We start from the raw sequence: 12491 nt of genomic DNA, 5'->3' as shown, positions 1-12491 counted from the left end.
CCGCCTGTCCGGCGGCGCCTGGCACGCACGCTCGCCGCGTTGTCGGGATCGCCCCGATACATCCAGTATCGGGGCGACCCTCCGCCTTGCGATCGCACGCACCGGACGCCGCCGGACCCGCCCTCCGGGCGGACGGCGCTACTTCCGCAACACGCTTTGGCAGCCGGGCCCCGCGCCACCACAGGGCCACGACGGCGACCGCGATCAGGGCACGCGCGGTCCACGGATCCCACACCCAGTCCGTCAGCACCCGGGCGACCCGGACCTCCCCGGGCCGGGCGACGGCACGGCGGTGCAGCCCGTCCGCGACGGCGCGGTCCACGGTCATCAGGGGTGGCCAGGCCGTGACCACCATCACCAGCAGGGCGAGAGCGAGCGCGCCGCAGACCGCCCCGGTCCGCACCGCACGCGTGACCGTCGCCGACCCGGAAGGCCGCGCGGGGGCGCGGACGGGAGAGGACATGCGGCGATACTCGCCGAAACCACCCGCTTCCCGGTGGACGCCGCCCCGTGCGGAACGGCGGGGGCCGGGTGGGTTTTGGCGCGCGGAGGCGTACGGCCGCGCCTAACGGGAGGAACCCCGCCCCCGAGCGCCCTGCGAGGCGGGTGCTCCCCCCTTCGCCGGCCCCGTGCGGTCAGCCGCGAGATAGACGGTGTCCACTCCGGCGGCGCGGTCGTCCTCGATACGGAGGACGGTGGAGAATCCCAGGCTGTCGAGGAGTTCGAGATGGCCCGCGTTGGTGGACCAGGTCCGCAGCACGATCCACGGGGGCAGTGACTCCGGGAGAGCGAAGAGTTCCTGGTAGAGGACGCGCGCGATGCCGTGCCGCCGGTACTGCCTCCGTACCGCGATGGTGCTGACGTACAGGCATGGACTCAGGTCGGCGAAGCGCGGGTCCTGGTGGTTGCTCCGGAAGGACACGAAGCCGGCGGCCCGCCCTTCGTGCCATGACATGACGAGGTCCTGGCGGAGCATTTCCTCCAGGTAGTCGTTGCCCGGGTCGGGGGCGTCCGGGGCGCCGGGGGCGCGCTCACGCAGGTCGGTCACGGCGGTCCCCCCGCGCAGAGTCAGCGGGGGGACGAACTCGCCGGCGACCTCACTGAACATCTCCGTCAGCTCGCGCACTTCAGCTTGGGGAATTGTCCCGGGCCGGTACCACTGTGTGCTGATGTCGCTCACGCCACTCCTTCGTCGAGCCGACGCCCGTGCCGGCCCGGCGGGCCGCTCAGGGCCGTCGGCGTCGCGTCCTCGGCCGTCGGCGCACGCGCGTGAAATCTACTGCGAACAGGGCCCAGAAACCAAGGAGGGGGATGACGGTGGCAACCACATGGAGCAAGGTGAATCCGACGTCGGTGAGGGAGGGAACGAGGCTGGCTATTCCGGCAGCCGCAGAGATGGCGAACAGGACCTGCACGCGCCGGAGTTCGGTCTCGTTGTTGTAGTCGCCCAGCTGGCGGGAGTGATTTTCCAGCGCGTGAAGGCGTGACATGGCAGTCTCCTTGTGCCGTCGGACCTTCAGGTTCGTCTCCAGGTACTCCGCGACCCGCAGCAGAACCGGGTCCTTGAGCATGACGTCGAGATTGTCGATCTCCGACAGGTCTTGAACGAGAGCCGTCTGGTTCTGGGACAGTACGTGGGCGCCCGCCAGTCCTCTGCCGGCGCCCGACGACTGTCCACGCAGGTCGTGGGCGTTGATCCACAGCTGGCAGACGTACCACTGGGCGTGAACCAGGTTCAGCAGTGAGGTGACTGTCTCGGCCTCGGCCGCCACCGATCCGGACTCTCCCCGGATCACCGTCGACCAGCCAGAACTCGCGATTTCGAGGCCCCTGAAGTCGAGGAAATCGGCGATTCCGTCTTCCGGGAGTGCGGCCGTGCCGTCGGAGAGCCAGAGCAACTGCCGCACGCGTTCGCCGGGAAGGTCTCGCAGGTTGCCGACGAAGCACAGGCGGAAGTCGTGGAACGCATAGCAGAACGGTCTGGGTTCGATGATGTCGGCCGCCGCGACCCGCAGCGACCGCACCGCTGATCCGTGGGTTTCGCAGTCGTCGGCCCGCAGGCCGGCCGGGATACGCAGACTCAGATTGTCGCTGAGCGCGTCGCACTGTTCGAGGTAGGGCAGGTAGTCCCGGTTCTTCCACTCGACCAGGTCGTCGTAGAAGGCTTCGATGTCGGCCGTGCCGGCGACCAGGGTGAACGCGTAGTCGACCGAAACGACGCCGAGCCATGGGTACACCCGCATCCGGCAGTCGAAGGACCAGGTGCCCCCGGCGAGCGTCGTCTCCCCGCCGGGCAGTGCGCAGGAGACGACCGGTGCGTGGCCGGCCAAATAGGACAGATTCCAGCTGCGCAGCATGGTCATGTCGACCGTCAGCGCGCCGTGCCTGGCCTCCACCACCTCCATCAGCCGTCTGGGGTCGGTGATGGTTCCGCCGAGGTCGTACTTCATGGGGACAAAAACCTTTAACGCCGAGCCACGTGTCTCCATGTGTCTCCCCCGATTCGAGTCCGGTCTCGCGCGACCTGGGCCCAGCCTCGGGCCCAGTGGTCCATGACAGCCCGAACCCGCTTTGTCAGCAAGGGCTTTAAGGATTCGATCGAAAGGTTTCCGACCGTCGCCCCATGCCCTTGCCGCCGCCGCACCTGTCGTCCGGGAGCATCGCGCCCCCGCCCCTACGGCCGCAGGGTGCCGAGCGCCGGTACGAACGCCACCAGCAGCGGAACGAGCGGGACCAGCGAAGCCGCGGCGGTGAGCCGGAGCCGGTGCCCGGCGGTCAGCCGTTCCACCGGTTCCAGCAGCCTGTTCACGCGGCGCGGTACCTGTCCGGCCTGGGCGTGGCACGGGTCGAAGACGCCCCGGTCCTCGTTCAGTCCGACCAGCGCGAGGGCGGTCGTCAGCCGGCCGAAGCGCCGTGACGCCACGTCGTCGGCGGCCAGTTCGACCAGCCGGTGCATCTCGTCGCGGAACGCGGCGAAGACCGGTACCTGCGGGAAACCGTTGGCCAGGGCGGCCGAGCAGTGCAGTAGCCAGTCGTGCCGGGCCCTGGCATGTCCCTGCTCATGGGCGAGGACCGCGTCCAGCTGACGGCCCTTCAGGCGGACCAGTGCGGCGGTGGTGATGACCAGGCGTGGGGTCGAGCCGGGCAGCCACCAGGCGTCGGGGCGCGGCCCCTCCAGGATCACCAGCCGCGCGTCGGCTGGCTCCTCGCCGTCCAAGTTCGGTGAACGGACCAGCAGTTCGGCTCGGCTCAGACTCCGCCGCCTGCGCGCACGGCGTACCTCGCGCAGCAGCATCGCCCCGCTCCATACGCCCCCGAAGGCCAGCACCACGGCCACCACCGCCGACCAGGGGCCGTACCCGGCCAGCGCGTACGCCTCGACCACCGCGTGCGGGGCCGGTGCGAAGACATGGCCCCGGACCGCCTGCCAGGCCGCCGCCGCGCTGAACGTCATCGACAGGGCGAAGGAGAACAGCACCCCCGCCACCACGCACTGCCAGACCCACAGGGCCACCACGGGCTCGCGCTCCGGCCAACGGGCCCGCGCCATCAGGCGGGGAGCCGCCACGGCGGTCAGTGCGCCGAGCATCAGCAGGGCGAGGGAGACCAACATGCGGTCAGCCTATGAGCGCTCGGAACGCGCCGATATGGCTCCGGCCGTCAAGTGACGTACGCCACGGCGCACGGACGCATGGAAGCGCATGGCATGCGCAGTGTGCGCACGGTATGAGCGGCGCCGCTCGGGAGAGCGTCGCCCGGCACGTGCGTGTCAGAGGCCCGCCAGCATCGCGAGCATGGCCATGCCCATCGTCACCCGGCAGGCGAGAGCCAGTTCGGGTCGGGCGTGCCGGCCCCCGGCAACCAGGCCGGTCCCGGCCCCGGCGCTCGCGCTTCCGGCGACGGGTATCAGGCGTCCGGCGGCGCTCAGGACGTAGAGCGCGTAGTAGACCAGGAGTGCGCCGGTCAGCAGAGGCAGGCCCGCGCCCGAAGCGCCCGTGCCGTGTCCGGCGTGCGGGCCGCCCCCGGGGCCGGGGGCCATGGCGGCGGCCATGTAGACCATGGCCAGCGAGCCGATCAGATGGTGGAGATGGTGTCCGCCCCTGCGCGCCGCCCAGGCGGACCGCAGGGCTGCCCCGCCGAAGAGCAGGGTGTACGCCGTCCAGGCCCACCCGGGAGGGGTGAACAGGGCAGCCGGAACGGCCATCGCGGCCATGCCGAACCCCATGAGCGCCTCGGCGTGAGCGGCCCGCCGCTCCTCTCCGGCCCCGGCGCGCGCCCGCAGTAGGCAGTAGGCGCCCGTCGCCGCGCACAGCACCATGAGCAGCCAGCCGGACAGCGCCGGTCCGTGCACAGCACACCTCCCCCTCCGCCGAAGCTGTCCCGTACTCGATTCCCGGCGTGTCACCGTGACAACCCGGCGCACGGTGGCGCATGGGGTGCACGAGGGGGAGTGACCGTGTTCGCGGTGGGCTCGGGCGATCGGGTTACCCTCGTGCGCGACGCCGGAAGCAGAGGTCCGGCGTCGTCGCAGAGCATCGCCCGGCGGGCGAGCCCGAAGCCACCCGCCGCAGGCGGAGAAACGGAGACCGTTCCATGGAGATCGCCCCGCCGCGCACAACGCACCGGCTCACCTTCCGCGACGCGGCCGAGGACGACGTGCCGGCGCTCGTCGAGCTGGTCGAGTCCGCCTACCGGGGCGAGTCGAGCCGCACCGGCTGGACCAGCGAGGCGCACATGCTCGAAGGCCGGCGGACCAACGACGCGGAGGTGCGCGAGATCATCGCCACCCCCGGCGGGCGACTGCTCGTGGCCGAACGCGACGGCGCCATCGTCGCCTGCTGCCAGCTCGAACACCGTGGTGACGCGGCCTACTTCGGGATGTTCTCCGTCCGCCCGGGCCAGCAGGGCGTCGGCCTCGGCAAGACCGTCATCGCCGAGGCGGAGCGGCTGGCCCGCGAGGAGTGGGGCGTCAGCGGGATGCAGATGACGGTGATCTCCCTGCGCGCCGAGCTGATCGCCTTCTACGAGCGCCGCGGGTACGCCCGTACGGGCCGTATGAGCCCCTTCCCCTACGGTGACGAGCGCTTCGGGACTCCCCTCCGCGACGATCTGGAGTTCGAGCTGCTGGTCAAGGAGTTCGGGGCCGAGGAGTCCGGGAACGACGAGCGGTAGTTCCCGCCCTCCTCGCCCCCCTTACTTCCCCGAAGGCCCCGCCGAGCACGGCGGGGCCTTCTGCGGTTCACCGCTCCGTGACGCTCAGGCCCCACGGATCTCCGGACGGTCCGTCGTCGCCCCGTCGAGCCCGAACGCCCTTACCAGTGCCAGCTGTTCGGGGGTGTTCACCACCCAGGCGATGACCCGCAGCCCGGCATCGCGCGCCTGCTCCACGGTCTCCAGGGTCAGCCGCCGGATGTTGAGCGCGAGGGTGGCCGCGCCCGCCACCCGGGCCCGCTCCACCACGTCCGGTCCCCATCGGCTCGCGATCAGCACGGTGGGCAGGCCCGGCAGTAGCCGACCGGTCTCCGCGACCGCCTCGTCGTGGAAGGAGGACACCTCCACCCGTCCCGTCAGACCCCGCCGGGTGATCACCTCGGCCAGTGCCCGGGCCGCCGCGGCGTCCTTGATCTCCGCCTGGATCGGCGAGTCCACCGCGTCGAGCACCTCCTCGAAGAGGGGCACCCGCTCTCCCAGGCCGGCGTCCAGCTCGCGCAGTTCCGCCAGCGTCTTGTCCGCGATGCGGCCCGTGCCGTCGGTCGTGCGGTCCACGTCCGCGTCGTGCATCACGACGAGCGCGCCGTCCTTGCTCAGGTGCAGATCCAGTTCGATGGCGTCCATCCCCGCCCGCTGGGCGCGGACGAAGGACCGCAGGGTGTTTTCCGGCTCGACGCCCATGAGCCCACGGTGACCGATGGTGGCGAAGGACAAGGCGCTCTCCTGAACTCTCGCGTGGCCCGGCCGCGTTCCTCACGTTCGCCCCGGCTGCCGGGGCGAACCTACCCAGTCGCCGACACGGCACGACACGAGTGACGGAAGTAACGTTGTTCTGAAGGGTCACAGGAAATTCAGCGGTGACCATGGGATTGGGCAGGATAATTTATTGGATCTCGCTTGTCCTGGGGGACCGTGCCCGGATACGCTCGCCGAACGCGAGGCCCTGTGGAGGAAACGGCTATGACGGAAATTCTGGTACACGACGTCCCCGGTGGCGGCGCGGCCGCAGCCGGGCGGGTGGTCGACCACCCTGCGTGGCCCGTGCTCAGGAATGCCGTGGAGGAGATCAGGCCCTGGCAGTCCAAGGACGGCTCGATCGACTTCGAGGCGGAGGGCGCCCCCGACGCCGCCTTCGTGGAGGCCACTCTCGGCCGGGTCGTCGGCGCGGTCGAAGAGCTCTCCCCGCTGCTCCCGCACGACGCCGCCTACCACCGCGCCCTCGTCGGCGACCTGCGCCGCTGGGCCGAGGGCGGCTTCGCGGTGCCGGACTTCCTGGACTCCCTGCTCGCCTTCCAGCCGGCCAAGAACCGGGCGGACGGGCTCCAGCACCTCGTGGTCTTCGCGATGTACACGCAGAACGGCAATCCCGACCGCAATCTCGAAGCGGTCGTGCTCCGCATGGTCTGGCCCGAGTGGCTCGCCGAGTTGGAGGCGACCCGGTACGACAACCCGCTGTTCTGCGGCATCACCTTCGAGGACTTCACCGCCGGGTACGACACGAACTCCGCGGTGCTCTTCCCGGAGACCATCGCCGTGCGCGAGGCCCCCGACCGCTTCAGCTGGGGCGGCATCTTCTGCGACCGCGAGGCCGCCCGCTTCCGCCGGGTCACCGAGGCCGCCGTCGGCCTGCTCGGCCTGGAGCTGCCGGCGGACATCCAGGAGATGGTCGGTGACCAGCGGCGCTGTGAGCAGGCGTTCGTGCTCTGGGACATGGTCCACGACCGCACCCACAGCCACGGCGACCTGCCGTTCGACCCGTTCATGATCAAGCAGCGCCAGCCGTTCTGGATGTACGGACTGGAGGAGCTGCGGTGCGACCTCACCGCCTTCAAGGAGGCCGTGAAGCTGGAGGCCGACGGCTTCCCGCAGGGCCGCGACGTCCAGTACGCCGTCCTCTTCGACCGCATGTTCCGCTTCCCCGTCACCGGCGAGCGGGTGCGCAACTACGACGGCCTCGGCGGCCAGCTGCTCTTCGCCTATCTCCACAAGCACGATGTCGTCCGCTGGACGGACAACACCCTGAAGATCGACTGGGACCGTGCCCCGCAGGTCACCAACCAGCTCTGCGGCGAGATCGAGAAGCTCTACCGCGACGGCATCGACCGCCCCAAGCTGGTCCACTGGTTCGCCGCCTACGACCTGGTCGCCGAGTACCTCTCCCCGCACCCGGGCTCGCGCTGGGCCAAGGGCCCCGACGCGCTGGACCTGACACAACCGCCGCGCAAACTCGTGGACGACGTGCTTCCGGACGAGTTTCCCCTGAGCATGTTCTATGAGGCGCTCTCCAAGAAGATGAAGCACGTGATCGCGTCCACGGTGGGGATCACCGCGGCGAGCGCCGAGCGGGTGGCCGCGTGAGCGAGGGTCCAGAGGAGGCGGTGGCCATGAACGGTGTCCGTAGCGGAACCGGCCCACTCGAAGGCGCGGTGATCGCGGTGGCCGGTGCGGCCGGTCCGGCGGGCCGGGCCACCCTGCTCCGCCTCGCCGAGGCCGGCGCGACCGTCGTAGGGGCGGACGCCCACCCGGAACGGCTGGCGGAAGCGGTGGACGCGGCGCGGTACGCGCACGGCGGGGCCAGCGTCACCGGGGAGACCGTGGACCTGCTGGACCCGGCCGCCGCCCGCGAGTGGGCGGACAAGACGGAGACGGAGTTCGGCCGCATCGACGGCCTGGTCCACCTCGTCGGCGGCTGGCGCGGCAGCGCGAACTTCGCCGAGACCAATCTCTCCGACTGGGACGCGCTGGAGAAGCTGCTCATCCGCACCGTGCAGTCCACCTCGCTCGCCTTCCAGGCCGGCCTGGAACGCAGCGACCGGGGTCGTTACGTCCTGATCAGCGCCCTGGGCGCGACCCGGCCCACTGCGGGAAACGCGGCGTACGCGGCGGCGAAGGCCGCCGCCGAGGCGTGGACGCTCGCCCTCGCCGACGCCTTCCGCAAGGCGGGGGGCGAGGACGGGCCCAGGACGGCTGCTGCGATCCTGGTCGTGAAGGCACTGGTGCACGACGCGATGCGCGCCGAGCGCCCGACTGCGAAATTCGCGGGATTCACCGACGTGAGCGAACTGGCCGAGGCCATCGCCGGCGTCTGGGAACGACCCGCCCCCGATGTGAACGGAAAGCGCCTGTGGCTGACCCCGCAACCGTAAGGACCGACGCGCGTCGTCATCACGACCCGGAGATACGTGGCTTCGCCAGTGACAACTACGCCGGTACCCACCCGGAGATCCTGGAAGCCCTCGCCCTCGCCAACGACGGCCACCAGGTCGCCTACGGCGGCGACGCGTACACGGAGCACCTCCAGGACGTCGTACGCGGCCACTTCGGTGAGAGTGCCGAGGCCTACCCGGTCTTCAACGGAACCGGGGCCAACGTACTGGCCCTCCAAGCCCTGGCCGACCGCTGGGGCGCGGTGATCTGCGCGGAGTCCGCGCACATCAACATGGACGAGGGAGGGGCACCCGAGCGCGTCGGCGGACTGAAGCTGCTCACCGTCCCGTCCCCGGACGGCAAGCTGACGCCCGCGCTCATCGACCGCCAGGCGTACGGCTTCGACGACGAGCACCGCGCGATGCCGCAGGTGGTCTCGATCACCCAGAGCACCGAGCTGGGCACGCTGTACTCCCCCCAGGAGATCCGCGAGATCTGCGACCACGCCCACGGACTCGGGATGAAGGTTCACCTCGACGGCTCCAGGATCGCCAACGCGGCGGCCTCCCTGGACCTTCCGATGCGCGCCTTCACCACCGACGTGGGGGTCGACGTGATCTCCCTCGGCGGCACCAAGAACGGTGCGGTCTTCGGCGAGGCCGTCGTCGTGCTCGATCCGGACGCGGTCCGCGCGATGAAGCACCTGCGCAAGACGTCGATGCAGCTCGCCTCCAAGATGCGTTTCGTCTCCGTGCAGCTGGAAGCGCTGTTCTCGGGCGACCTGTGGCTGCGCAACGCCCGGCACGCCAACGCGATGGCGGAGCGCCTCGCCGAGGGCGTCCGGGCCCTGGACGGGGTGGAGATCCTCTACCCGGTGCAGTCCAACGGCGTCTTCGCCCGACTGCCGCACGACGTCGCCGAGCGGCTCCAGAAGCGCTTCCGCTTCTACTTCTGGGACGAGGCCGCGGGCGACGTCCGCTGGATGTGCGCCTTCGACACGCGCGAGAGCGACGTGGACGCCTTCGTCGAGGCGCTCGCCGAAGAGCTGAAGCGCTGAAGAGCGCGGACCTGGCGATACTGCATGCATGAATATGCGGCCGACCGGAAAAGTATTGCCTCCGGTCGGCCGCACTCCTATGCTCGGCGCGCATGGAACTGATCCAGGACGACCCGGACCTCGGCGCCTATCTCGCGGCGGACGAGGCGATCGACCACCAGCATCCGTACGTCGTCGAGACCGCGCGACACCTCGGTGCCGGCACCGGCGACGCATACGCGTACGCCGAAGCCGCTTTCACCTTCGTGCGCGACACCATCCCGCACTCCGCGGACTCGGGGGACCTCCGGGTCGCCTGGCGCGCCTCCGACGTCCTCGCGACCCGCAACGGCATCTGCTACGCCAAATCGCACGCCCTGGCCGCGTTGCTGCGCGTCGCGGGCATCCCTGCCGCGCTCTGCTACCAACGGCTCGTGGACGACGAGGGGGACATCCCCGTGGTGCACGGGCTCGTCGCCCTGCGGCTCCCGGGCCGGGACCGCTGGGCACGGGTCGACGCGCGTGGGAACAAGCCCGGCGTCGACGCGCGGTTCTCCCTCGACCACGAACGGCTGGCCTGGCCGGTCCACCCCGCCTTCGGGGGAGTGGACTACCCCGTCCTGTACGCGGCCCCGCACCCGGAGGTGCTGGGAGCGCTCCGGCGGGCGCGCGACCGGCACCACCTCTGGGAGACCCTGCCCGCCGCGCTCTGACCCGACGCACGTCCCCGGCCGCGGCGTGGTCCGCGCTGCGGGCCGCCGGACCCCATCTCCGGATCAGCCGCGCTCGCGGACCTCCGCCAGGGTCGGAGCCGTACCGCCGAGGTGCGCGGGCACCCACCAGGTGTCGGCGGCGTCCTTCGGGCGTACCGGATAGGCGCGCTGCGCGGCCTCCAGGAGCTCCTGCACCCCCTCGCGCAGTCGGCGGGTGATGGCACCCGCGTACTGGTCCGCCGGTGCCTCGACCGGAGCGCCGACCCTTATGGTCACCGGGATGTGGTTCCGCCGGAAGTTGCGCGGGTGGCCCTTGGTCCAGATCCGCTGGGTGCCCCACAGTGCCATCGGGATCAGCGGAACGCCCGCTTCCTGGGCCAGCCTGGCGGCGCCCGACTTGAAGCTCTTCAGCGTGAAGGACGACGAGATGGTCGCCTCGGGGAAGACCCCGACGATCTCGCCGGACCGCAGTGAGGCCAGCGCGTGCGCGTAGGCGTCCTCGCCCTGCTTCCGGTCGACGGGGATGTGCTTCATCCCGCGCATCAGCGGACCGGACACCTTGTGCCGGAACACCGATTCCTTCGCCATGAAGCGGACGAGCCGCTTCTGGGGGAGGGCGGCGAGGCCGGAGAAGATGAAGTCGAGATAACTGATGTGGTTGCTGACCAGCACCGCGCCACCGGTTCTCGGGATGTTCTCCGAACCCTGAGTGTCGATCTTCAGGTCGAGCGCCTTGAACATGGTGCGAGCGGCGCCGATGACCGGTCGATAGACGAGTTCTGCCATCTGGAGAAGACTCCTTCTTCTGCGCCTGGGGAGGGTTCTCCCGGCGGAAGTTACGCGGCCGTAGGTTTTCGGCATTGTGGCGATGGTGCCCCATGTGCGACGTGGTGGCCAGTCCCGATGGAGCTGGGCGGCGAGATTCTCATCACGTGCCCCTGTCGGGAATGCGTCGCCGTCCCCCGGTGCTGACGTCCTGCGGGGAGCTCCGACGGAAGGACGACGGTGGACATGGCGGCGGATGCACAGAGGCTGGACGCGTCCCAACTCGGCGCGGAACTGGGCGCACGGGCGACGCTGGTGCAGTTCTCCACCGCGTTCTGCCAGCCCTGCCGCGCCACCCGTCGGACGCTCGCCGAGGTCGCGGGCATGGTCGAGGGGGTCACCCACGTGGAGCTCGACGCCGAGGCGCATCTCGCTCTCGTCCGAAGGCTCGGCATCCGCGCCACCCCGACCGTCCTCGTCCTCGACGCCCGGGGCACGGTCGTCCGCCGCGCGACGGGGCAGCCGCGCACGGTCGACGTCGTAGCCGCCCTCGGCCGGGCGATGTGACGGGCCGTGACGCTTCTCCCACATGGCGATACGCACTTGACGGTAGCGGTCACGCATCGTCAGTCTGACGTTATGCCGCCGGAAATCCTTCTCTACGGCCGGGTCCACGTCGACCTGGCACGCAACGCGAGTGCGCGCTGTCCGGGTGCCTGAGCACCCACGGCCCCGTACGCCCGACTCGCAGAAGGACAATTCCATGACGGTTTCACCCGAGTTCCGCACCGCCGTCCCCGCCTCCCCCCAGCTGCTCCGCTCCGTCTTCCGGCAGCACGCCGCGGGTGTCGCGGTGATCACCGCCTACGGCGGGAAGCCCGTCGGATTCACCGCCACCTCGCTCAACTCCGTCGCCGCCGAGCCGCCCCTGATCTCCTTCGGTGTGGCCACCTCGTCGTCCAGCTGGCCGGTGGTCGCCGAGGCTGCTCACATAGGCGTGCACATACTCGCCGAGGACCAGGCCGAGCTGGCCGCCCTCTTCGCCCGTTCCGGCGCCGACCGCTTCGGCCCGGACACCGACTGGCACCACGGCCCCGAGGGTGTGCCGGTGCTCGGCGGGGCGCTGGCCTGGCTGGTCTGCCGGGTGGTGGCCCGGGTTCCCGCGGGCGACCACTGCATCGTCATCGCGCAGGCCGAGGTCGGCGACCCCGAGGGCGGCGGCCGTCCGCTCGTCTACCACGAGGGCCGTTTCACCTCCCTGCGGGACTGACCCGGAGGCTGTCGCGGGGGCCGCTCCTGAGCCTGGATCATCTGGTCCGCCCCGGTCCGGCCCCGCCCGCGGCGGCCCTTCTCCTGGGGCGCCGCGTTGGCCACATCACAGTTCCAAGCGCTTGCTCACCGGGTTCGTGAAGGGTGTACTGGCGAGTAATATTTCGCTCGGTGTGCCGGTCGCCCTGACCGGGAAACCGTCTCCCCGGGCGCCTATGCTGCGAGCAACCGAGGCAGCCCAGAATTCACGATGCAGTAGGAGAGCCGGCGTGAGCTTGAGGATCGTTGTCTGTGTGAAGTACGTGCCCGACGCGACCGGTGACCGGGGGTTCGCCGATGACCTGACGGTG

Annotated in this window: 13 protein-coding genes and 2 pseudogenes; 8 read left to right on the top strand and 7 right to left on the bottom strand. The window is 70.5% G+C overall.

The genetic code is table 11. From position 1 onward, the window contains the following. From ACWD3D_RS24085 to ACWD3D_RS24065, 5 genes and pseudogenes are all read right to left on the bottom strand, one after another. Positions 1–463 (bottom strand): annotated as a pseudogene (locus ACWD3D_RS24085) (hypothetical protein); the annotation flags it as partial. A gap of 102 nt (positions 464–565) precedes the next feature. Next, positions 566–1180: a GNAT family N-acetyltransferase gene (locus tag ACWD3D_RS24080; protein ID WP_451462888.1), complete on the bottom strand. Its 615-nt coding sequence runs from the start codon at positions 1178–1180 to the stop codon at positions 566–568. A 46-nt stretch (positions 1181–1226) separates the two neighbouring features. Next, complete coding sequence (locus tag ACWD3D_RS24075) at positions 1227–2450, bottom strand: hypothetical protein (RefSeq protein WP_451462887.1); 1224 nt, start codon at positions 2448–2450, stop codon at positions 1227–1229. 224 nt (positions 2451–2674) lie between these two features. Then, positions 2675–3613, bottom strand: coding sequence for a M56 family metallopeptidase (locus ACWD3D_RS24070; RefSeq protein ID WP_451462886.1), 939 nt, complete (start codon positions 3611–3613; stop codon positions 2675–2677). Positions 3614–3769: 156 nt separating this feature from the next. Beyond that, positions 3770–4351, bottom strand: a complete 582-nt coding sequence (locus tag ACWD3D_RS24065; protein ID WP_451462885.1) for a DUF5134 domain-containing protein — start codon at positions 4349–4351, stop codon at positions 3770–3772. A gap of 242 nt (positions 4352–4593) precedes the next feature. Here ACWD3D_RS24065 and ACWD3D_RS24060 point away from each other — a divergent pair, with 242 nt between their 5' ends. After that, positions 4594–5172: a GNAT family N-acetyltransferase gene (locus ACWD3D_RS24060; RefSeq protein ID WP_451462884.1), complete on the top strand. Its 579-nt coding sequence runs from the start codon at positions 4594–4596 to the stop codon at positions 5170–5172. 84 nt (positions 5173–5256) lie between these two features. Here ACWD3D_RS24060 and ACWD3D_RS24055 read toward each other — a convergent pair whose 3' ends face one another. Next, complete coding sequence (locus ACWD3D_RS24055) at positions 5257–5892, bottom strand: glycerophosphodiester phosphodiesterase (RefSeq protein ID WP_451462889.1); 636 nt, start codon at positions 5890–5892, stop codon at positions 5257–5259. A 279-nt stretch (positions 5893–6171) separates the two neighbouring features. Here ACWD3D_RS24055 and ACWD3D_RS24050 point away from each other — a divergent pair, with 279 nt between their 5' ends. The 4 genes from ACWD3D_RS24050 to ACWD3D_RS24035 all read left to right on the top strand — a co-directional run bounded on the left by ACWD3D_RS24050 (position 6172) and on the right by ACWD3D_RS24035 (position 10107). Then, entirely contained in the window at positions 6172–7569 is a 1398-nt protein-coding gene (locus ACWD3D_RS24050; protein ID WP_451462883.1) for a DUF6421 family protein, read from the top strand. Positions 7570–7595: 26 nt separating this feature from the next. Then, positions 7596–8357 carry an SDR family NAD(P)-dependent oxidoreductase gene (locus ACWD3D_RS24045; RefSeq protein WP_451462882.1) on the top strand — a complete coding sequence of 254 codons (762 nt, stop codon included), beginning with the start codon at positions 7596–7598 and terminating at the stop codon, positions 8355–8357. Continuing rightward, positions 8336–9415, top strand: coding sequence for a threonine aldolase family protein (locus tag ACWD3D_RS24040; protein WP_451462881.1), 1080 nt, complete (start codon positions 8336–8338; stop codon positions 9413–9415). Before ACWD3D_RS24045 ends, ACWD3D_RS24040 begins: the two co-directional genes overlap by 22 nt. Positions 9416–9507: 92 nt before the next feature. Further along, positions 9508–10107, top strand: a complete 600-nt coding sequence (locus ACWD3D_RS24035; RefSeq protein WP_451462880.1) for a transglutaminase-like domain-containing protein — start codon at positions 9508–9510, stop codon at positions 10105–10107. 63 nt (positions 10108–10170) lie between these two features. On the opposite strand, the gene ACWD3D_RS24030 is transcribed toward ACWD3D_RS24035, so the two are convergent. Next, positions 10171–10893, bottom strand: coding sequence for a lysophospholipid acyltransferase family protein (locus ACWD3D_RS24030; protein WP_451462879.1), 723 nt, complete (start codon positions 10891–10893; stop codon positions 10171–10173). 225 nt (positions 10894–11118) lie between these two features. Between ACWD3D_RS24030 and ACWD3D_RS24025 the strand changes: the two genes are divergently transcribed. From ACWD3D_RS24025 to ACWD3D_RS24015, 3 genes and pseudogenes are all read left to right on the top strand, one after another. Next, on the top strand, positions 11119–11439 hold the full coding sequence (locus tag ACWD3D_RS24025; RefSeq protein WP_451462878.1) for a thioredoxin family protein: 321 nt from the start codon (positions 11119–11121) through the stop codon (positions 11437–11439). Between the two features lie 196 nt (positions 11440–11635). After that, the gene (locus ACWD3D_RS24020) at positions 11636–12142 is read left to right on the top strand and encodes a flavin reductase family protein (RefSeq protein ID WP_451462877.1); all 507 of its coding nucleotides are present in this window, start codon (positions 11636–11638) and stop codon (positions 12140–12142) included. Positions 12143–12263: 121 nt separating this feature from the next. After that, a pseudogene (locus ACWD3D_RS24015) lies at positions 12264–12491 on the top strand (hypothetical protein); the annotation flags it as partial.

The sequence above is a fragment of the Streptomyces sp. NPDC002690 genome, assembly GCF_053592415.1.
This window is presented reverse-complemented; position numbering and strand designations above follow the sequence as displayed.